The following is a 20519-nucleotide window of genomic DNA, read 5'->3' as shown; positions in this document are numbered from 1 at the left end:
TGTGCCGGCAGCTTAGCGCAGGCACCTGAATGGAACTGACCACCGCATGAAATTGCACGTCCTCGGCATCAACCACCAGACCGCGCCGGTTGCCCTGCGCGAGACGGTGGCGTTTGCCCCGGAAGCGCTGGGTCCGGCGCTGGCGGCCCTACGTCAAATCCCCGCGGTGCGCGAGGCTGTGCTGCTGTCCACCTGCAATCGCACCGAGATCTACGCGCAAACCGAGGACGACGGCCAGTCGCTGGCCGACTGGCTGACTACGCATCCGCGTACCGGCCATGACCTGCAGGCTTACCTGTACCGGTATCGCGATGCCGAAGCGGTGCGGCACCTGTTCCGGGTCGCGACCGGCCTGGATTCGCTGGTGCTGGGCGAGCCGCAGATCCTTGGGCAGGTGAAGCAGGCCTGGGCCGCATCGCGCGAGGCCGGGGTGCTGGGCGGCCCGCTGGATCGCCTGTTCCAGCAGGCCTTCGCCACCGCCAAGCGAGCGCGCACCGATACCCGCATCGGCGCCAACCCGGTGTCGGTGGCCTCCACTGCGGTGCGCCTGGCGCAAGAATCCTTCGCCCGGTTGAATGAGTCCACCGTGCTGCTGATCGGCGCCGGCGAAACCATCGAACTGGCCGCCCGGCACTTGGTCGAGGCGCGCGTACAGCGCCTGCTGATTGCCAATCGCACCTTGCCCCATGCACAGGATCTGGCCAGTCGCCACGGCGGCATTGCCCTGCCGTTGTCCGAACTCGACCGTCATCTGGATGAGGTGGACATCGTCATCAGCGCCACCGCCAGCCGCGAGCCGGTCCTGCAACGCAAGCAGATCGAGCATGCGATGGCCAAACGTAGACATCGGCCGATGTTGCTGCTCGACCTGGCGGTGCCACGCGACATTGCAGCCGATGTCGCCGGAATGCGCGATGTATTCCTGTACACCGTGGACGATCTGGAACGATCAATCGAGAACAACCGCCGCGGCCGCCGTGCTGCCGCCGAACAGGCCGAAGCAATCATCGAGTTGCAGGTCGCCCGTTTCGTGGAGCAGTTCCAGGCCAGCACGCGCCAGCAACCACTGCTGCACCTGCGTGCGCATGGCGAGCGTGCCCGCGCTGACGCGTTGGCCAAGGCGCGTCAGCAATTGGCCGCGGGCGTGCCCGCCGAGCAGGTGCTGGAGTTCCTCGCCCACACCCTGACCAACCGTCTGCTGCATGCGCCGACCGTGGCCCTGCGCGAAGCCGCGCTGAGCGGCGACGGCGAGCTCAGCCGTGCTGCGGAACGCCTGTTTCCGGATACCCCGACCGGCATCGCCCCCTCGGCGGACGACACATCCAAATGACGCCCGCACTGCGCCGCAAACTCGATGCGCTGGTCGAGCGCCGCGAGGAAATCGAGCGACTGCTGGCCGATCCTTCGGTCGCTGCCGACCAGACCCGCTTCCGGAACCTGTCGCGGGAGTTTTCGACCCTGCAACCGGTGGCCGATGCGCTGGCAGCTGAAGCACTGGCACGCGCCGACCTCGACGCCGCTGAAGCGATGCGCGCCGATCCGGAACTGCGCGAACTGGCCGAAGATGAAATCGCCTCCGCCAACCAGCGCCTGCAACAGCTGGAAGGCGAACTGCTCGCCCAGCTCGTCCCCCGTGATTCCCGCGACGACGGCGGCATCTACCTTGAAGTGCGCGCCGGCACCGGCGGCGACGAGGCGGCGATCTTCGCGGGCGATCTGTTCCGCATGTATTGCCGCTATGCCGAGCGCCATGGCTGGCGGGTCGAAGTGGAATCGGCCAGCCAAGGCGAGCATGGCGGCTACAAGGAAATCGTGGCCCGGGTCGAGGGTGATGGTGCCTACGCCAAACTCAAGTACGAATCCGGCACCCACCGCGTGCAACGGGTACCGGCGACCGAATCGCAGGGCCGCATCCATACCTCGGCGGCAACCGTCGCCATCATCGCGATCGAAGCCGGTGAAACCGAGATCGTCATCAACCCGGCTGACCTCAGGGTCGATACGTACCGATCCTCCGGCGCCGGCGGCCAGCACGTCAACAAGACCGAATCTGCAATCCGCATCACCCACATGCCATCAGGCGTGGTAGTGGAATCGCAGACCGAGCGCAGCCAGCACGCCAACCGCGACAAGGCGATGAAACGCCTGCAATCGATGCTGGTCGAAGCCGAACTGGAGAAACGCGCCGCCGCGACCGCCGCCGACCGCAAGCTGCAGGTGGGCAGCGGCGACCGCAGCCAGCGCATCCGCACATATAGCTTCCCGCAGGGACGCATCACCGATCATCGCGTGGAAGGCCTGACCCTGTACGACCTGCCGAACATCATCGAAGGCGACCTCGATGCATTGGTCCTGCGCCTGCAGCAGGAACAGCAGGCCGAGGAACTCGCGCAGCTGGCTCGCGAAGGCTGATTGTTGCGGTCATCGGGGGATTTCCCAGCCATCATTCCGGCGAATGCCGGGATCCAGCTTTTTGATGCCGCCGCATAGAATTGGTGCATAGGCTCCGGTATTCGCCGGAATGACGAGCAAAGCCCATGGCCATTTCCACCCACCGCGCGGGACCAGCCGACCTGGATGCGCTGGTTCCGCTGTTTGACGCCTATCGCCAGTTCTACGGCCAGCCCCCTGATGTGGAACGCGCGCGCGACTGGCTGCGCAGCCGCCTGCGCTTTGGAGAATCGGTGGTGTTCGTCGCCATGCGCGGCACTGCCATGGTCGGCTTCACCCAGTTGTATCCAATGTATTCCTCGGTACGCACCGCGCGTAGCTGGATCCTGAACGACCTGTTTGTCGACGCGACTGTTCGACGCAGCGGTGTGGGTCATGCGCTGCTCGAGGCGGCGGCGCAATTTGCTCGCGAGGACGGCGCCATGGGCATCTCGCTGGAAACCACACAGGACAATGCCGCGGCACGCGGGTTATACCGCGCCGCTGGCTGGAACGAAGATGCGACCCAGTGGTATTCACTGGCGTTCAAATGAAGTGCCGGGGCGCATCTGCTCGGGAGATGCGACGGGCGTACGATAGATTCAACCCCGCCCTACACTGCAGCCATGACTGCCTCCACTGAATTCAGGCCTCTGTCGCTGTGCGTACTGACCGTGTCGGATTCACGCACGCCGGCCAACGACAGCTCCGGCGACTATCTCTGCAATGCACTGGCCGAAACTGGCCACCACCTGCACGCACGCGCCCTGCTACCGGACGACAAATACCAGCTGCGGGCGCAGGTCAGTGCATGGATCGCCGATGCCGATGTCGATGGCATCGTGGTCACCGGCGGGACGGGATTTACCGGCCGCGACTCCACCCCGGAAGCGCTGCTGCCGCTGCTGGACAAGCAGATGCCAGGATTCGGCGAACTGTTCCGCGCGCTGAGCTTCGAAGAGATCGGCACCAGCACGATGCAGTCGCGCGCATTCGCCGGGCTGGCCAATGCCAGTTTCGTGTTCGCCCTGCCCGGCTCCACCTCGGCCTGTCGCACCGGATGGGAAAAGATCATCCGTGCACAACTCGATGCACGCACCAAACCGTGCAACCTAGTGAACCTCAAGCCAAGACTGAAGGAGTGACGATGTCCATCGACACCACCCTGCGTTTGTTGACCAAGGCCAGCGGCCTGAGCGTCACCGACATCGCCACCGCCATCCCACGTGCCGGGGTGAACACGGTCAGCGCCTGGCTCAAGGGCGACAAACTCCCAGGCAAGGAACAACTGGACGCGCTCGCGCGCGTGTTCGGCGTACCAGCGGGCGCGCTGCTTGGCGAGCTGGCCAGCACTTTGGATCCGGCACGAACCAAGGGCGAACACGAGCTGCTGGCGGCCTACCGCAGACTGAACACCAAGCAGCAGGGCGCATTGCTGGAAGTGGCGCGCAGCATGCGGCCCAAGCCCGCAAGCAAGGCCGCCAGGCGATGAGCAAGCTCAAGCGCAAGGACTACGACACCCTGCTGGAACCGATGCAACTGGAACTGGTGGCGATGTCGCGCTGGTTGCAGCACACCGGCAAGCGCCTGGTGGTGCTGGTCGAGGGCCGCGACACCGCAGGCAAGGGTGGCACGATCGACGCCATCAGCGAACACGTCAACCCACGTCAGTGCCGGGTCGTCGCCTTGCCGAAACCCAACGACCGCGAACAGAGCCAATGGTATTTCCAGCGCTACGTCACGCACCTGCCTGCAGCGGGCGAAATGGTGTTGTTCGACCGCAGCTGGTACAACCGAGCAGGCGTCGAAAAGGTCATGGGCTATGCCAGCGACGCGCAGGTCAAGGCATTCCTGCAACAGGCGCCAGTGTTCGAGAAGCAACTGGTCGATGACGGCATCCTGCTGTTCAAGTACTGGCTGTGCTGCGACCAGGACATGCAGGAAAAACGCTTCGCCGAACGCCGCGAGGATCCGTTGAAGGGCTGGAAGCTGTCGCCGATCGACCTCAAGGCGCGTGAACTGTATGGCGATTACACTCGTGCGCGCGAAGCCATGCTCAAGGCTACCCATACCGATGCCGCGCCATGGACCCTGGTCGACTTCAATGACCAGAAGCTCGGCCGCCTGACCCTGATCCGCGACCTGCTGGACCGGCTGCCGGATACCCATGTCGATGCGCCGTTGGCCGACCTGCCGGCCCTGGCCGGTAAACCGGCGAAGGAACGCTACAGCGTGGTGAAGCCGATCACACCGTTCAAGGCTTAGTCGCCGCTGGAGGTTTGGTAGCTGCAGGCGGAGCAGTGACTGCCGCGGGTGGGCTCGGCAAGCCGACTTCCTTCGCCAGCGCTGCGTAGCGCGGGTCGTCCCGGTAACGCAGCAGTAGTGCGTCGTAGAGCAGGGTCTGCATGCCCGGGTCGCGTGCCTCGCGCGCCTTGCCCAGCCACTCGAACATCCGATCGGGGTCGCCGCGTACCGCATACACCTCAGCGATCTGGAACGCGTAATCACTTGCGTATTTGTCAATGCATTCTTGAAGCAAGGCATCGGCCATCTTGCGGTCAGGCCCGATCTGCGCTGCAAGTGCCAGTGCGAAATCGTGCCAGCCGCCATCCGGTTCCGCCTCGGCCGCAGCCTGCGCCCCGGCGAAGTCCTTCTTCAGCACACTGTTGATCGCCAGCAGGTAGTGGTTATAGACCGCGCTTGGGTGCAGCTCGATGGCCTTGCCGATTGCCTGCGCGGATTCATCAAGTCGCTTCAACGGCATCAGGTAGGTGGCAAGTGCCTGGTACCAGACCTGGTTGAGTGGGTCTTGCTTCAATGCCCGCTTGGTCAGGTCCACTGCTTGCACCAGGTTGCCCTGGCTGGCCCGCACCACGCCTAACTGGTAGAGCGCATCCCCATCATTCGGGGCCAGTTCCACTGCCCGCTTGAACTCGATTTCGGCGCCGCGCCAGTCCAGATCCCGGGACATCAGCAGCCAGCCGCGCGCAATATGGGTCGGGGCCTGGCCGGGGGCATGCTGCATCGCCAACTTGATCGCCGCATCCGCCTGTACATAGGCGTCATCGGCCTCGCGGCCGGACAGCAGGCCACTAGAGACCGCATCGATCAGCACCCGTGCCTTCCACGAATAGGCCAACCCGTAGGCAGGGTCGAGCTTGGTGGCGCGGTCGAACTGCTTGATCGCAGCGCGGGTATCCGCTTCGGTCTGACGTCCACCCAAATCTACGCCTTGCATGTAGGCGTTGTAAGCCTCCAGGTTGCTGCTGGGCGGGCGATCTCCCTGCTGAGAGTGCGCGGGAGGGGGCGGTTTCAGTTGCGCCTTGAGTGCATTGGCCACCTTCCCGGTGATCTGGTCCTGCAGTGCAAACAAGTCCTTGTAGGGCCGGGTGTAGTTCTCAGCCCACAGGGTGCTGCCGTCTGCGGCCTTGATCAAATTGGCACTGATCCGCACGGTGTCGCCGACCCGGCGGACGCTGCCCTCCAGCAGGTGGCTGACGCCGAGCTTGGCTGCGATCGCCTGGCTGTCATCCTTGCTGTCGCGGAACTGGAACGAGGAATTTCGGCCGATCACGCGCACACCCCTGATCCGCGACAGCGCGATGATGAAGCCTTCCGACAACCCGTCCGAAAAATATTGCTGGTCCTTGTCGCCGCTTTCGTTTTCGAGCGGGAGCACCGCGATGGAATTGCCGGCGGCGGCGATCGTGGCCACGCGCGCAGGTTCGTTTCGATCCAGCAGGCGATCGGTCAGCAGCAGCACCACTGCGATTGCCAGCACGCCGATGATGGCCAGGTCGGTACCGCGGTTGGACTTGCGGTCGTTCGGCGTATTCTGCGCGAGCTCACTGTCGAGCTTGAGTCCACTGCTGGTGAGTTCGTAGCGCCAGGAGACTATGAGCCAGATCGGGAAACCGATGCCCGCGGCGATCAGGAACCAGCGGGTGGCCGATTCAGGCGCGCCCAACTCCGGGGCCAACTGGGCGATGCCCTGCGCCAACGCCCACACCGCACCGAGGTACAGCAGTGCTGCACGCGGAACGTTGCGTCGTTTCAGTTCACCAATGAACTTACCGGTCATGCCCCGCCCTGTGCATCTCCTCCATTGATTCTGGCATACGTCAGGAACGCCGCGAACAGGCCAGTCGCAACAAGCGCGTTCAGCGTATTCGGAAGTCCATGGCACCGCGCTCGGCTTTGGCAACGTCACCTGCATCACGACGCTCGACCGCTTCGACCTGCGCCAGCGGCGGGCCGGAATGCAACCAGTTCGCCAGCTGTTCGATCGCATCTGCATCACCCACCGCCAGCACCTCCACGCGACCATCGGCCAGGTTGCTGGCGTAACCACGCAGGCCCAGCCGCACGGCTTCTTCACAGGTGCTGGCACGGAACCACACCCCCTGCACCTTGCCGCTGATCAGGAAGCGCGCGTCCGCCATGGCATCAGCCCGCCTTCGGACCACCGGCAGCGGCAATCGCGGTTTCGATGTCGTGTGCGGTGACCGGTCCCGTAATCGTCTTGACCACCTTGCCATCCGGCCCGACCAGCACGGTCATCGGCAGACCGCGCGGGGTGTCGAAATCCTTCGGCGGGTTGTACACATCCAGCAGTGCGATCGGATAGACCACCGGGTGCTGCTTGAGGAAAGCCTGCATGTCCTCGACGGTGGTGTCCTCATAGGCCAGGCCGACCACCATGATGTGCTCGCGCATCGCATCAAGCGCCGACAGCTCTGGCATTTCCTTCAGGCACGGGCCACACCAGGTCGCCCAGAAATTGACCACGGTCCATTTGCCGCGCTGGTCGGCCAGGTCGAAGGTCTTGCCGTCGATCGTGGCGACCCGCAGCGACGGAATTTTCTTGGCGACGGGCATGTCGGCCTCGGCCGGTTTTGCCGGCGTAGCGACTTTCGCCGCCGGCGCATCGATGGGCGTTGGCAGCGCAGCGGGCTCTGCTTCGCGCTTGCACGCGGAGACTGCAATACACGACAGCAACAGCCATGACACATGACGCAAACGCATGCTTACTCTCCGGGGATATCGGGGGGGATATCGCGATAAATGTTTGCGACGCGCTGCTTGAGCAGCTCGCGCAGGGGCATGCGCAGTCCATCCAGCGCATGCATGACAGCCACCCCCAGCGCATCATCGCGATGCGGCAGGCGGGCTTCGGCCACCGGCACGCGCAGGCGGCCGGCTTCGTACAACTCACCCAGGCTGACATCGTCCAAGTCACGTGAGAGCATCCATTCGCCGCTTTCGGCGCGGCTGACCACGCCGATGTCGCACAACTGCCCCAGCAGTTCCTGTACCAGGTTGTCAGTAAGGATGGGTTCCAGTTTAAGGATCTCGTCGCTGTGCAGGCCACGTCCTTTGGCGCGTGCCAACTGGAAACGACCGAGCATCCGCAGCAATCCGTAAATCTCGAACCCATCCGGCAGGCGCAACTCGGCCGGCTGGTAGCGGAATGCCGACATCGACGATGCCAGCGAGGCGCCAAACAGGATCGAGGTCCAACCCAGGTAGATCCAAAGCATCAGGATCGGCAATAACGCGATAGCACCGTATATTTTCTGGTAGGAATCGAAGCTGCTCAAGTAGGCAGCCAAGCCGAATTTGACGCCCTCGAACAGCATCACCGACAGCGCTGCCCCGGACAGTGCATGTCGCCATTTCACCGTGCGGTGCGGCACCACCTTGAAGATCGCTGCGAAGGCGAACATTTCGATCGCCATGGGCGCCAACCTCAGCATCAAGGATTCCAGCCAGCGTCCCGGCAAGGTTTCGAAGATGGCCAGTGCGAAAAAGCGCGTGGATAGCGCCAGGCTGGTGGCCGCGACCAATGCACCCAGTGTCAGCACCGTCCAATAAACCAGGAAGCGGCTGAACTTGGGCCTCGCCGTGGGCACTCGCCAGATGCGGTTGAAGATGGCTTCCACGCTGGTCAAGGTCACCAGCAGTGACACCACCAAGGCAAATGCACCAGTCGTAGTCAGGGACTTCGTATTCGCTGAAAAGTCACTCAGGTACTTCTCGACTGCGTTGGCAGCATGCGGCACGAAGTTGGAAAAAATATAAGACCTTAGGCTGACGCTCCATTGGTCAAACACCGGGAACGCGGACAGCACCCCGAATACCACCATCGACAGCGGTACCAGCGCGAACACGCTGGTGTAGGACAGCGCGCCAGCCGCTTCGAACAGGCGGTCACCCAGGAACCGCTTCCACACGAAGCGCAGGAACGCGCCGATCCGCGCACGGTCGCGCAGGCGTTCGCCCAGCAGGTTAAGGGAGTCCAACGGTTCCATTGGCCAAGCCTAACCGATGGCGAAAAGGGCACGGGGTGAATTTCTAGCCAAACTTCACCCACCGGCCCGGCAATCTCCATGCGAAACTGCACACAAGCTCCCTTTCACGCGGTCACGCATGCCCGACATCCTGGTCCTGTACTACAGCCGCGGTGGCTCGGTGGCCAGGCTCGCGCGCCAGATCGCACGCGGTATCGGCGAAGTTGATGGCATGCAGGCGCGCCTGCGCACGGTGCCGCCGGTCGCCCCGGTCACCGAAGTCGCCAGCCCACCAGAACCCGAGGATGGCGCGCCCTACGTGGACAAGCAGGACCTGCGCGAATGTGCCGGCTTGTTGATTGGCAGCCCGACCCGGTTCGGCAACATGGCGGCGCCAATGAAGCATTTCATCGATGGCCTGGGCAGCGAATGGGCCAGTGGCACCCTGGTCGGCAAGCCCGCGGCGGCGTTCACCTCGACTGCCACCATGCATGGCGGCCAGGAATCGACTTTGCTGACGATGCTGCTGCCGCTGCTGCACCACGGCTGCGTGATCGCCGGCATTCCGTTTACCGAAGCCACGCTCAACACAACCCGCAGCGGCGGCACGCCGTATGGCGCCAGCCACGTAGCGGGCGCGCATGACCAGCCGGAGCCCACCGACGAGGAAGCGCAACTGGCACGCGCGCTGGGCAAGCGGATTGCGCAGCTGGCCCTGAAGTTGCAGCCATGACGCAGACTCGCCTACTCGCGCTCGCCCTGTTCACCCTGGCAGCGACCGATGCCGCCTGGTTCTGGGATGACCGCCATGCCTTGGCCGCGATGCTCGTCTTCGGCCTCCCACCCTTGCTGCTTGGCGTGGTCGCCTGGCGCGGCTGGACCCGTGCCGGGCTGAGTGCCGGACTGATTGCCCTGCTCTGGTTCAGCCATGGCGTCATGGTGGCGTGGACACGGCCACCGGAGCGTGCGTTCGCCTTCGCTGAAATCCTGCTCGCATTGGCGATCATCTACTTCGCCAGCATGCCTGGCTTGCGTGCGCGTTTCCGCAAGCGTCGATGACCACAACTGCGAGCGTGCGCATGGCTGGTCTTGGGCCGGAGGATGTCGAGGTCCTGCACGCCGCTGCGCGTGCGATCCGCGATCACTCGCCAGCGCAGGCAGAGCGCCTGCTCGGGAAGATACTGGCCCGCCATCCCACGCATGCAGAAGCACTTCGGTTGCTGGCGATCCTGCACTTGAATACCCGTCGCGGCGCCCTTGCGATCCAGACCCTGCAAGCTGCGATCTCGCATCATCCCGGCGACGCGTTGCTACAGTGCGATCTTGGCAATGCACATGCGGCATGTGGCGATCATGCCGGTGCCATCAACGCGTGGGAACACGCCTGCGTCCTGGCGCCAGACCAAGTCACGGCCTGGTTCAACCTCGGCCGCGCGCACCAGCAGCAGGGCGAGAGCCGTGCGGCCATCAATGCCTTGCAACAAGCCTGCGCATTGGCGCCGGACTTGCTGCCGGCAAAGATCCTGCTCGGCGATGCGCTGGTGCACATCGGCCGCTTCGAAGATGCCACCCAGCAGTATCGCGATGCAGTGCGCCTGCACCCGACCTGCGGCGACGCCTGGCGCGGCCTGTCCAGCATCAAGACAGTGGCACTGTCGGATGCCGACGCACTGCTGCTGTCCACGCAGCTGCAGCGGCGCGACACCGCTGACAGTGATCGCATCGCGATGGGCCATGCGCTAGGCAAGCTGCAGGAAGACCGTGGCTGCTATCCGCAGGCGCATGCCGCCCTGGTTGCCGCCAATGCGCTGCAGCGCAAGCTGACCCCGTGGCGTGTGCAGGACTTCACTGACTACATCGAGCAAGTACTAGTGATGACCAGTGAGTTGCCAGCCCCGATCGATCCGGAACTCGGTCGCGAAGCGATCTTCATCGTGGGGCTGCCGCGTTCGGGTTCTACCCTGTTCGAGCAAATCCTGGCCGCACACCCCGATGTCGAGGGAGCAGGCGAATTGCCGGATCTGGGCAACGTGATCCAGCGCGAATCCCGCCGTCGGCAGATGCCATTCCCGGCATGGATCCAGCAGGTCGATGCCGCGGACTGGCATCGCCTGGGCCTTGAATACCTGGAACGCACCGCACGCTGGCGCTCCTCCAAGTCATGCTTCGTCGACAAGATGCCGGAGAACTGGAAGCTGGCCGGCGTGCTGCGCGCGATGCTGCCGGGCGCGACCGTGATCGAGAGCCGGCGTGACCCGCTGGAAACGGCGTGGTCGTGCTTCAAGCAACAGTTCTACAACCAGCCGCATTTCGCCTGCGATGTCGGCGATATCGCCGCATACCTGCATGGCTGCGAACGGGCGATGGACCAGTGGCGCGCCCGTGATCCGGAGCACCTGCACCTGCATCGCTACGAAGATCTGCTGGCCGGTCCCGAGACCGGCATCCGCACACTGCTTGCCGACTGCGGCCTCGAATTCGATCCCGCCTGCCTCGACTTCCACGCCGCCAACAGAAGTGTGCGCACCGCAAGCGCCGCGCAGGTGCGCCAGCCCTTGCGTGGCGACACTGCGCGATCGCCGCACTATGGTGCCCTGCTGGATCCGTTCCGGCATGCATTGGGCCTGCCGGCCAGCTGACCGCTGCTGCTTTTGGCGGAAGCGATATTTTGGCGGACAATGGGTGCATGGACAACCTGCTGATCGTCACCACCGGCGGCACCATCGACAAGGTCTATTTCGACGACAAGTCGGATTTCCAGGTCGGCGAGCCACAGATCGGACGCATCCTCGAAGAACTCGGGGTGGCTTTCCGTTTCAACGTGATTCCCATCTTGCGCAAGGATTCGTTGCACATCGATGCCAGCGACCGCGACCTGCTGCGCGCAACCATCGAAGCGCAGGACGCGCGCCACGTGCTGATCACCCACGGCACCGACAGCATGGTCGATACCGCCCGCGTGCTGGCCAGCATCGAGGGCAAGACGATCGTGTTGACCGGCGCCTTGAACCCGGCACGCTTCCGTGGCTCGGACGCGGAGTTCAACATCGGCACCGCGGTCGGCGCGGTGCAGTCGCTACCGCCTGGCGTCTATATCGCCATGAACGGGCGTATCTGGGATCCGCTCAAGGTACGCAAGAACGTGGCCGCCAATCGCTTCGAACCTGTCAGCTGACCTGCCACGTCACCTGTTGAAACCGGCCCGGCATCGCCGGGCTTTTTCATGCTCACCCTGCGCAGCGCGATGCATGCAGTGGCAAATGCAAAAAAAGACCCCGGCCGAAGCCGGGGTCGATGTTGTCCTACAGCGATCGATGCATCAGGTCGTCGCTCGATCCGATGCCGGGGCCGAACTCAGTTGGTGTCGCCCTTCAGGGTGACGCCGGAGAACGCGGCGTAAGCATTTACCTTGATGTGGTAGGTGGTGGCAGAGGTCGGGGTAAACGTGCAGGTCTCGGAGTTGCCCGAGGCATACGGACGGCAGTCATAGCTGCTGGTGGTCGGCGCGCTGCCGGCCCTGACATACATGTCCGCATCGCCGGTGCCGCCACTGATCGTGAAGATCACGGTATGGCCTGCTGCGATGGCCATGGTGTAGTCCGAGGAGAACGAGCCCTTGGCCACCGATGGCAGGGCCACGCCTACGTTGTCACATAGCACCAGCCCGCCGCAGCTGCCGCCACCGCCGCCGCCCGCCGTATAGCTGCCGGTGATGCTCACGCCCGAGAACGCGCTGTAGCCCTTCACCAGTACGTAGTACGTCCCTGCCTGCGCTGTTGCAATCGTGCAGGTCTCGGCAGTGGTGCCGCCTTCGGACTTGCAGTCGTTGCTGGTGGTGGTCGGTGCGCTGCCGAACTTCGCGTAAAGATCGGAATCGCCGGTACCGCCAGAGGTGACGAACTTCAGGCTGGTGGCGCCGGCCGGAACCACCATCGTGTAGGTCAACGACGCGCCGGCAGCACCAGACTGGCCGGTCTTGGCAACACCATTGGTGAGCACGCCACCACCAGACGGCGGCGGCGGCGTGGTCGCGCAACTCACGCCTACGACGCTGAACGCCGCGGTGACATCGGCCTTGGTGAAGCCGAGGTCGGTGGCTGCAGTCTCCACGCCACACGCGCCCTGGTTGTAGGTGATGCTGGAGGTCCAGTAGTTGGCATTGGCACGTGCGAAGACCTGGAAGGCCTTCTTGGTCGTCCAGCCGGTCTTCTTGGCCAGGGTGCAGAACGCCTTGTTGTACACGCCGGAGGTGTAGTGCACGTCCATGCTGCTGGTGTAGTTGGCCGCGTTGTCGATCGAGCCGCCGTCCTGAGGCGGGTTGCACATGTAGCGCAGCGCACCCGTGGCCTTGAAGATCTCGGTACCGACGTTGAAGTCGTTGGTGCCCTTCCAGAAGTACTCGGTGGCTTCGCCGCCCATGTCGGAGAACGACTCGTTGATGCCACCCGACATGCCGGAGTAGGTCAGGTTGGAGTGCTGCTCGGTGAAGCCGTGCGAAACCTCATGCCCGGACACGTCGGCATTGACCAGCGGATAGAATGTGCTGGCGCCGTCACCGAAGCTCATGGCGGTACCGTTCCAGAACGCATTTTCGTAACCGGTCTTGTAGTGGACCTTCATCACCAGCTGGAACGACAACGCGTTGGCACCGGTGTAGGCGTTGTACATGTTCTGGATCACGGCACCGAAATAGTGGGCGTCGTTCAACGGCGAGTAGGCACCGTTGATGGCCTTCACCGTGTTGCGAGGGCAGGCGTACGTGAACGCGGTGTTGCTGGTGTTGGTGCTGGCGTTGTTGAGGTTCACCGTCTTGACGTTGGTGCTGTTCATCGTGCAAGTCGTGCCGCTCTGCGTCACGTCCAGATAGCCGTAGGTGGTGCCAAACTCATACTGGCCGGTCTTGGCGTTTCCGCCCGGGCCGGTACCGATCAACGAATGTTGCAGGTTTTCCCACTTCTTCAGTACCCGACCGCTGTTGGCATCAATCAGGATCATCGGACGGGTGGGATTCACGTTCGCACCATCGGCGAAATAGCTCACCGCATACGCAAGGTGGCCCTGGCCCTTGTCGTCGACAAAGACCACCAGGTCGGATTTTTCGTTCTCGGTGCGATAGGCAGACAGGCGACTACCGAGGTGGCTGCTCTTGCCGGCGGCGAGCGCGGCGCCCCTGGTGATCTTGGGTGTGGTGGAGGCGATGTCCTGGTCCAGGCCACCGACCATGTTGCCGAACAGCTTGCGAACGTTGCCGGCGCCGTCCTCGCTGACCACGATGCCTTCGCCGAACACCGGGATACCGCGGAAGGTCTGGTCATAGCGGTAGTTGCGCACGCCATGGTCTTCGCTCTTGGCCTTCATCAGCAGGCGCGAGTTCGCGTCCGCACTGATGAACTGCTCATGGCGTGAATGCGCCATCGGAGCGATGCCGTGGTTGGCGGCGATGCTCTGGTATTGCTGCTTGAGCTGGGCAATATTTTTCTGGTTCAGATCACTCCTGCTGGCAGCTTGTGCGCCGGTGGCGACAAGCGAGAGGGTGATGGCGGTAGCAAGGGCACTAAAACGATTCACAGGCGATTCCCCAAAGCGATTTAATGATCTGCCGCGATTGCGGCAGGGATTTAAGACGCATATCAGACGCTTCCCGCAGGGAGATCGGCGAGCCAGTGGGCGACTCGCTAGGTGACGCGGGATCCGTGCCGGGAACCTGAACCATTCCCGACGCGACGGGCGACAGTTGGGTGCTCGGGGGTACGCTGTCAAGCAATTTTTTCCGGCCCGCATCACTGGGGTGGGGACCCCCGGCTGAAATCGTAAGCAATGGCTCTATAACGCCATTCAAACGGACATTGCAGTGCGTCAATCCAAAGCCAGATCGGGTCTCATGGCTTCAATTTGCTGCGTAGCGTCACATTTTTGCGGCGTCGGAGAGCGGCAAAAAGTGACAATTCACGTCTATGCCCTAGGTCATGGGTTCGTGATAAAAATCACAATGAACCTGCCAGAGCATGTCCTCGCCCGGCTTCAGAGCATTCCGGTTTCCAGGCGAGCGACGTCGGACATCATCGTGCGGTTCCACGGTGGGTCGAACACCATCTCCACGTCGGCTTCGGCCACGGTGGGAATCAACTCGATCTTGCTGCGCACATCCTCGACCAGGATGTCGCCCATGCCACAGCCGGGCGCGGTCAGGGTCATGGTGATGTCGACCTTGCGCTGGCCATCTTCACTGGTCGCGACCTGGGCCGAATACACCAGGCCAAGTTCGACGATATTGACCGGGATCTCCGGATCAAAGCAGGTGCGCAACTGGCGCCAGACCAAGGCCTCGACGTCATCGTCGCTCGCCCCATCCGGCAATTCGATCGGTTCCGGCTGTTCCTTGCCGATCGCATCCGCGTCTTCGCCAGCGATGCGCATCAGATTGCCTTCGACAAAGACTGTCCAGCTGCCACCTAGCGACTGGGTGATATAGCCGATCGTACCGGCTGGAAGTGTCACTGCGTCGCCTTGCGGGACCAGTACGGCCGCGCAATCGCGCTCGAAACGGACGGGTTCACTACTGCGGGAATACATGCCTGCTCACGTGACTGCTCAATCCGTACCATTCTAGTCGGTTATGATGCGCAACCGCACCCGGATCCATCATGACTGCAGCCAATCGACCTTCGCTCCTGCGCGTGCTGCTACCGGTCCTGGGTTGCCTCGGCTTCGCTGCGGCCTGGGTCCTGCTGGCCAGGATGCTGCAGTCGCAGGCCAGCTGGTTGGCACCCTTGGCGGCGCTGGATGTGGCCTGGATGCTGCAGCTGGGCCGCATCCAACCGGGCTGGACACGCATTGGCCTGGCCATGGCAACAACCCTGGTGGTGATAGGGCTGGCGAACTGGGGCATCGCAGCGACCGAGATCGGCCGCAGCATGGGCCTGCTGCCATGGGAATCCGCGCTCCGACTCGGCTCGGACTACGCCTGGCAGCTGATCCAGCTCGCCAACACGCGCGCGGATCTGGTCTGGTATGCGCTCGGGCTGGCGTTGGCGGGCGTGTTCGCCCGCCGCTGAGCCTCTTTTACCTGCGGACTGCCGGCGGCTTCAATGCCCGCCGTCGAGCGCTTTCAGTTCGCTGACCAGTGCACTGGCCATTTCGCTGCCATCGCCATACAGCATGCGGGTGTTGTCGGCGTAGAACAGGGCGTTCTCGATGCCGGCAAACCCCGTGCCCTTGCCGCGCTTGATGACGACCGTATTCCTGGAATTGATCACGTCCAGGATCGGCATGCCATAGATCGGCGATGCGGGATCGGTCTTGGCGACCGGATTGACCACGTCATTGGCACCGATCACCAGCGACACATCGGTATTGGCGAACTCGGGATTGATGTCGTCCATGTCGGCGATCAGGTCGTACGGCACACCGGCTTCGGCCAACAACACGTTCATGTGCCCGGGCATGCGTCCGGCGACCGGGTGGATCGCGAACTTCACCTTGACCCCGCGTTCCATCAGGCGCTGGCTCAGCTCCCAGATCTTGTGTTGCGCCTGCGCTACGGCCATGCCGTAGCCGGGGACGATGACCACGCGCTCGGCGTAGGCCATCATCGCAGCAACATCGGCGGCCTCGATCGGCTTCATCGAGCCGCCGATCTCCTGCATTTCCCCGCTGCTGCCACCGAAGTTGGAAAACAGCACATTGCTGATTGATCGATTCATGGCCTTGGCCATCAGCCGCGTCAGCAATATGCCGGCCGCACCGACCATCATGCCTGCGATGATCAGCGCCTCATTACCCAGCACATAGCCTTCGAGCGCCACTGCCAGGCCGGTAAACGCGTTGTACAGCGAGATCACCACCGGCATGTCGGCACCACCGATCGGCAGTGTCATCAGCACGCCATAGGCAAGCGCAAGGCCGAAGAACGCAACGATCACCCAAGGCGCCATTGCGCCGGTTGCCAACAGGTACAGGCAAACCAGCGCCGCTACCAGCACGAGTGCGTTGAACGCCGACTGCCCGGGAAACACGAAGCGCTTGTCCATCAAGCCCTGCAGCTTGGCGTAAGCAATCAGCGAGCCTGAAAACGATATCGACCCGATCAGTGCGCCAACTGCCGCCAGCAAGACAGGTAGCGTGGGCGGCAACTGTTGGTAACTCTGTGTCGTGGCCAGGCCGAAGCCAGAACCCGTTGCCAATGAAACGGAGAACTCGGCATGTGCGGCAAGCGCAAACCCGAACAGTTCGACAGCACCGATGGCCGCTGCCGACCCGCCACCCATGCCGTTGAACAGCGCCACCATTTGCGGCATATCGGTGATCGCGACCTTCTTGCCCCAGAGCCAGTTCAGGCCGACGCCAATCACGATGGCAGCGACCATAAGCGCGATGTTGTGCAGGCCGGGCAGGAAGAATGTCGCAATGGTGGCGATCAGCATGCCTACGCCCGCCCACTGGATGCCGCTGCGCGCGGTCCTGGGCGCGCTCATCCGCTGCAAGCCAAGCAGGAACAGGGTCGCGGCGATGAAATAGCTCAGTTGGACCAGGGTCAGCACGCTCACGACTTGGCCTCCGACTGCTTTTTAGGCGATGGCTTACTCGACTTGAACATGTCCAGCATGCGTTCGGTGACCACGTAACCGCCGGCGGCGTTGCCCGCACCCAGCAGCACCGCGATGAAGCCCAGCGCCTGTTCCAGTGGGGTGTCGGCATGGCCCAGCACCACCATCGCGCCGATCAGGACGATGCCGTGGATGAAGTTGCTGCCTGACATCAGCGGCGTATGCAGGATCACCGGCACCCGCGAAATGATCACGTGCCCGGCGATCGCCGCCAGCATGAAGATGTACAGCGCCACGAAGCCATCGCCCACGGTGTCTCTCCCCTTTTGCCTGTTTACAGCCCGTCCGCATCATAACCATGTCGCAGGCCGGCGCGTGACGCGTCAACCATTGTCGGCGGCGTGCGTTCTCCTTCCTGCAGGCCTGCTCCCTTCCACTCTTTGCAAAATTCGAGGACAACCAATGATGAAGACTTTCATGACCATGTCCCTGCTGCTGGCAGGGCTGGCCGGTGCCGGAAGCGCGCTGGCTGCCGATCATGGTGACCGCGTCGAACGCCGCCTGGACCATCGTGGCGACGTGATTGAAGCCCGTTACGACCACCGCGCCGCGGTAGCCGCCGCACATGGCCACTATGCCCGCGCGGTGCAGCTGGACCGCAAGGGTGATCGCATCGACAGGCACCTGGATCGCGCGGGCGAACGCTATGACCGTCGCTGGGACCGTCGCCATTGAGCGCTCGCATTGGCCATTGACGATTAAGCTGCAAGCGTGAGCTCCGATGCCAGCCAGGACGACACCATCGACCATGCCCCGGCGGCTACGCTGGAAGCATTCCTGGCCGGCATCGACACCCGTGCCTTCCGGTTCGCCGAAATCAGCCTGCGCAACCGCGATGACGCGCTCGACGCGGTGCAGGACACGATGATCAAGATGCTGGGCTATCGGCAACGACCGGCTGGCGAATGGACGCCCTTGTTCTGGAGCATCCTGCGCAACCGCATCGTCGATATGCAAAGGCGCGGCATGTTCCGGCTACGCTGGCTGGCGCCTGCCAACGATCGCGAGGACGGCAGCACGATTGACTGGGCCGATGACAATCTCCCGGATCCCTCGCGCAACCATGACAGCCATGCGGCGTGGACCCGGATCAGCGCGGCACTGGGCACCCTGCCAAGGCGCCAGCGCGAAGCATTCACCCTGCGCGTGCTGGAAGAACTCGACGTGGCCGACACCGCCCGCGTCATGGGCTGCAGCGAAGGCTCGGTAAAAACGCATTTGTCGCGCGCACGCGCGGCATTGCAGCAACAGCTGGAGGAATTTCGATGATCAATGATGAGACGACCCGCTTCGACGATGCCCTGCGCGGCCACCACCGCGCGTCACTGCAGCAGGTTTCGCCACGCGTCCTGGCACAGCTTGCGCAACGCCGGCATTCGGCACTGCGTGGCAGCACGCCACAGCGCAGCCATCGATTGGGTTTTGCGGCTGCCGGCTTCGCCGCGTTGTGCGCGCTGGCGATCGGCGTGCAGTTCCGCAACCCGCCATCACCAGGCCCGATGCCGGTAGTGGCGACCGCGAATGTGACTGCAACCCCGTCCAGCACCGACAGCACCATGCTGGACCAGGACCCCGATTTCTACGCTTGGCTGGCATCGTCCGATGCCATGCAAGTGGCCATGGAGTAACCCATGCAACATCACCGCCTTCTGCTCACCCTCGTGCTGTTGCTTGCACCCCCATTCGCCATGGCCCAGGACAAGCCTGCCAACACGACGCCCTTGCCGGAATGGGATCAGCTGAGCAACGCTCAACGCGATGAACTCATTGCGCCGCTGCGCGATCGCTGGAACAGCAGCCCGGACGAACGCACCCGCCTGTACGAGCGTGCCGAGCGCTGGAAGGCGATGCCTGCCGATGCGCGTCAACGCGCACACCACGGCATGCAGCGCTGGGAAAAAATGTCGCCCGAGCAGCGCCAACATGCGCAGGCGCTGTTCCATGCCATGCGCAAGATGGATAAAGACGAGCGCGAGACGTTCCTCGCGAAATGGCATGCGATGACGCCGCAGCAACGCAACGATTGGGTCGACGCACATCCGGCGCCGCAGCGCCGCCGTGGACCGGATCGGGATTGATCCGCTACATGTGACTCAGGCGGCCGGCGCGCGTTCCGGCCACACGGTTTTCGCCAGCAACTCGTCGTCCCAATCGAACACCAGCGCACCGTCTTTCAGCAGCAGGCTGACGAAGTTGTAGACATTGCGCGCGTACATCTCGCTGGCATGCTGCGCGCCCATCGAGGCCAGGTTGAGCGGCCCGGACACCACGACGCCATTGACATCGATGGTCTCGCCGGGTTGGGTCGCTTCGCAGTTGCCGCCGGTCTCGGCGGCCAGGTCCACGATCACGCTGCCCGGCTTCATGCCGGCCACCATGGCTGCACTGATGATCTTCGGCGCCGGCCGGCCCGGAACGGCAGCGGTGCACACGATGACATCGATATTTTTGAGGTGCTCCGCGAGCCGGCGCTGCTGCTCGGCGCGCTCTTCGTCGGTAAGTGCGCGCGCATAACCGCCTTCGCCCGCCGCGCTGACGCCGAGGTCCAGGAAGCGGCCGCCGAGCGATTCGATCTGCTCGCGGGTTTCCGGACGCACGTCGAAGCCTTCGACCTGCGCGCCCAGGCGCTTGGCGGTGGCAACCGCCTGCAACCCCGCCACGCCGGCGCCGACGATCAGCACCTTGGACGGCCGAATCGTGCCGGCCGCGGTGGTCAGCATCGGAAAGAAGCGCGGCGCCAGTTGCGCGGCGATCAGCACCGCCTTGTAGCCAGCCATGCCAGCCTGTGAACTGAGCACGTCCATCGCCTGCGCACGGGTGGTGCGCGGCAGCTTCTCCAATGGGAACGCGATGATCCCGCGTGCCTGCAACGCCTCGGCGCGCGCGGCATCGGCCTGCGGCTGCAAACTGCCGACCAGCACCGAACCCTGCTTCAGCGAACCAATGGCGTCCGCGGACGGCGGCTGCACGCACAGCACGATGTCGGCGTCGTCGCGCGGATGCGCGGTGACATGCGCCCCGGCATCGACATAGGCCTGGTCGGAGAAATACGCACCATCACCAATACCGGCCTCGATCCGCACCGTTGCGCCTGCGGCCACGAGCTTCTTGCAGGTTTCCGGGGTCAATGCGACCCGCCGTTCGCCCGCTGCGCTCTCGCGTGCCACGCCAATATTCACCGCCATCGCCTGCT

Annotated in this window: 24 protein-coding genes; 15 read left to right on the top strand and 9 right to left on the bottom strand. The window is 63.6% G+C overall.

Going from position 1 to position 20519, the window contains the following annotated elements; genetic code table 11:
• Positions 1-46 precede the first annotated feature (46 nt).
• The 6 genes from hemA to ppk2 all read left to right on the top strand — a co-directional run bounded on the left by hemA (position 47) and on the right by ppk2 (position 4695).
• Positions 47-1330: a glutamyl-tRNA reductase gene (gene hemA / locus PSV05_RS14995; RefSeq protein WP_300066944.1), complete on the top strand. Its 1284-nt coding sequence runs from the start codon at positions 47-49 to the stop codon at positions 1328-1330.
• Positions 1327-2412 carry a peptide chain release factor 1 gene (gene prfA / locus PSV05_RS14990; RefSeq protein ID WP_300066941.1) on the top strand — a complete coding sequence of 362 codons (1086 nt, stop codon included), beginning with the start codon at positions 1327-1329 and terminating at the stop codon, positions 2410-2412. The genes hemA and prfA overlap by 4 nt, the downstream gene beginning before the upstream one ends.
• A gap of 125 nt (positions 2413-2537) precedes the next feature.
• A complete protein-coding gene (locus PSV05_RS14985) occupies positions 2538-2984 on the top strand; it encodes a GNAT family N-acetyltransferase (protein WP_300066939.1) in 447 nt (148 codons plus the stop codon).
• A 72-nt stretch (positions 2985-3056) separates the two neighbouring features.
• The gene (gene moaB, locus PSV05_RS14980) at positions 3057-3575 is read left to right on the top strand and encodes a molybdenum cofactor biosynthesis protein B (protein WP_300066936.1); all 519 of its coding nucleotides are present in this window, start codon (positions 3057-3059) and stop codon (positions 3573-3575) included.
• Between the two features lie 2 nt (positions 3576-3577).
• Positions 3578-3922 carry a helix-turn-helix domain-containing protein gene (locus PSV05_RS14975; RefSeq protein ID WP_300066934.1) on the top strand — a complete coding sequence of 115 codons (345 nt, stop codon included), beginning with the start codon at positions 3578-3580 and terminating at the stop codon, positions 3920-3922.
• A complete protein-coding gene (gene ppk2 / locus PSV05_RS14970) occupies positions 3919-4695 on the top strand; it encodes a polyphosphate kinase 2 (protein ID WP_300066931.1) in 777 nt (258 codons plus the stop codon). The genes PSV05_RS14975 and ppk2 overlap by 4 nt, the downstream gene beginning before the upstream one ends.
• Here the strand turns inward: ppk2 and PSV05_RS14965 are convergent.
• From PSV05_RS14965 to PSV05_RS14950, 4 genes are all read right to left on the bottom strand, one after another.
• Positions 4685-6511 (bottom strand): tetratricopeptide repeat protein, encoded by a 1827-nt coding sequence (locus PSV05_RS14965; protein ID WP_300066928.1) that lies wholly within the window; start codon positions 6509-6511, stop codon positions 4685-4687. The two genes, ppk2 and PSV05_RS14965, sit on opposite strands and share 11 nt — an antisense overlap.
• Positions 6512-6590: 79 nt before the next feature.
• Positions 6591-6872 (bottom strand): acylphosphatase, encoded by a 282-nt coding sequence (locus PSV05_RS14960; protein ID WP_300066926.1) that lies wholly within the window; start codon positions 6870-6872, stop codon positions 6591-6593.
• Between the two features lie 4 nt (positions 6873-6876).
• The gene (locus PSV05_RS14955) at positions 6877-7455 is read right to left on the bottom strand and encodes a TlpA disulfide reductase family protein (protein ID WP_300066924.1); all 579 of its coding nucleotides are present in this window, start codon (positions 7453-7455) and stop codon (positions 6877-6879) included.
• 2 nt (positions 7456-7457) lie between these two features.
• Entirely contained in the window at positions 7458-8741 is a 1284-nt protein-coding gene (locus PSV05_RS14950; protein ID WP_300066921.1) for a YihY family inner membrane protein, read from the bottom strand.
• Between the two features lie 118 nt (positions 8742-8859).
• On the opposite strand from PSV05_RS14950, the gene wrbA reads away from it, so the two are divergent.
• From wrbA to PSV05_RS14930, 4 genes are read left to right on the top strand one after another with little or no spacing between them, the layout of a single operon-like run.
• Complete coding sequence (wrbA, locus tag PSV05_RS14945; protein ID WP_300066918.1) at positions 8860-9453, top strand: NAD(P)H:quinone oxidoreductase; 594 nt, start codon at positions 8860-8862, stop codon at positions 9451-9453.
• A complete protein-coding gene (locus PSV05_RS14940; RefSeq protein ID WP_300066915.1) occupies positions 9450-9779 on the top strand; it encodes a DUF2069 domain-containing protein in 330 nt (109 codons plus the stop codon). Before wrbA ends, PSV05_RS14940 begins: the two co-directional genes overlap by 4 nt.
• Entirely contained in the window at positions 9776-11359 is a 1584-nt protein-coding gene (locus PSV05_RS14935) for a sulfotransferase (RefSeq protein WP_300066912.1), read from the top strand. Before PSV05_RS14940 ends, PSV05_RS14935 begins: the two co-directional genes overlap by 4 nt.
• 47 nt (positions 11360-11406) lie before the next feature.
• On the top strand, positions 11407-11895 hold the full coding sequence (locus PSV05_RS14930; protein ID WP_300066909.1) for an asparaginase domain-containing protein: 489 nt from the start codon (positions 11407-11409) through the stop codon (positions 11893-11895).
• A gap of 179 nt (positions 11896-12074) precedes the next feature.
• Here PSV05_RS14930 and PSV05_RS14925 read toward each other — a convergent pair whose 3' ends face one another.
• Positions 12075-14288: a pre-peptidase C-terminal domain-containing protein gene (locus PSV05_RS14925; RefSeq protein ID WP_300066905.1), complete on the bottom strand. Its 2214-nt coding sequence runs from the start codon at positions 14286-14288 to the stop codon at positions 12075-12077.
• A gap of 453 nt (positions 14289-14741) precedes the next feature.
• Entirely contained in the window at positions 14742-15293 is a 552-nt protein-coding gene (gene sufT, locus PSV05_RS14920; protein WP_300066902.1) for a putative Fe-S cluster assembly protein SufT, read from the bottom strand.
• A 71-nt stretch (positions 15294-15364) separates the two neighbouring features.
• Between sufT and PSV05_RS14915 the strand changes: the two genes are divergently transcribed.
• A complete protein-coding gene (locus PSV05_RS14915; protein WP_300066899.1) occupies positions 15365-15775 on the top strand; it encodes a hypothetical protein in 411 nt (136 codons plus the stop codon).
• 30 nt (positions 15776-15805) lie between these two features.
• Here the strand turns inward: PSV05_RS14915 and PSV05_RS14910 are convergent, their stop codons facing one another.
• Positions 15806-17266, bottom strand: a complete 1461-nt coding sequence (locus tag PSV05_RS14910) for an NAD(P)(+) transhydrogenase (Re/Si-specific) subunit beta (protein WP_300066897.1) — start codon at positions 17264-17266, stop codon at positions 15806-15808.
• Positions 17263-17577, bottom strand: a complete 315-nt coding sequence (locus tag PSV05_RS14905) for an NAD(P) transhydrogenase subunit alpha (protein WP_300066894.1) — start codon at positions 17575-17577, stop codon at positions 17263-17265. The genes PSV05_RS14910 and PSV05_RS14905 overlap by 4 nt, the downstream gene beginning before the upstream one ends.
• Positions 17578-17743: 166 nt before the next feature.
• Here PSV05_RS14905 and PSV05_RS14900 point away from each other — a divergent pair, with 166 nt between their 5' ends.
• The 4 genes from PSV05_RS14900 to PSV05_RS14885 are packed head-to-tail and all read left to right on the top strand — an operon-like array spanning position 17744 to position 19404.
• On the top strand, positions 17744-18001 hold the full coding sequence (locus tag PSV05_RS14900) for a hypothetical protein (RefSeq protein ID WP_300066891.1): 258 nt from the start codon (positions 17744-17746) through the stop codon (positions 17999-18001).
• 36 nt (positions 18002-18037) lie between these two features.
• Positions 18038-18595 carry an RNA polymerase sigma factor gene (locus PSV05_RS14895; protein ID WP_300066888.1) on the top strand — a complete coding sequence of 186 codons (558 nt, stop codon included), beginning with the start codon at positions 18038-18040 and terminating at the stop codon, positions 18593-18595.
• Positions 18592-18954, top strand: a complete 363-nt coding sequence (locus tag PSV05_RS14890; RefSeq protein ID WP_300066885.1) for a hypothetical protein — start codon at positions 18592-18594, stop codon at positions 18952-18954. Before PSV05_RS14895 ends, PSV05_RS14890 begins: the two co-directional genes overlap by 4 nt.
• Before the next feature lie 3 nt (positions 18955-18957).
• Complete coding sequence (locus tag PSV05_RS14885; RefSeq protein WP_300066882.1) at positions 18958-19404, top strand: DUF3106 domain-containing protein; 447 nt, start codon at positions 18958-18960, stop codon at positions 19402-19404.
• Between the two features lie 15 nt (positions 19405-19419).
• Here the strand turns inward: PSV05_RS14885 and PSV05_RS14880 are convergent, their stop codons facing one another.
• A complete protein-coding gene (locus PSV05_RS14880; protein WP_300066879.1) occupies positions 19420-20511 on the bottom strand; it encodes an NAD(P) transhydrogenase subunit alpha in 1092 nt (363 codons plus the stop codon).
• Between the last annotated feature and the right edge of the window lie 8 nt (positions 20512-20519).

The sequence above is a fragment of the Thermomonas sp. genome, assembly GCF_029945965.1.
Classification (GTDB): domain Bacteria; phylum Pseudomonadota; class Gammaproteobacteria; order Xanthomonadales; family Xanthomonadaceae; genus Thermomonas.
This window is presented reverse-complemented; position numbering and strand designations above follow the sequence as displayed.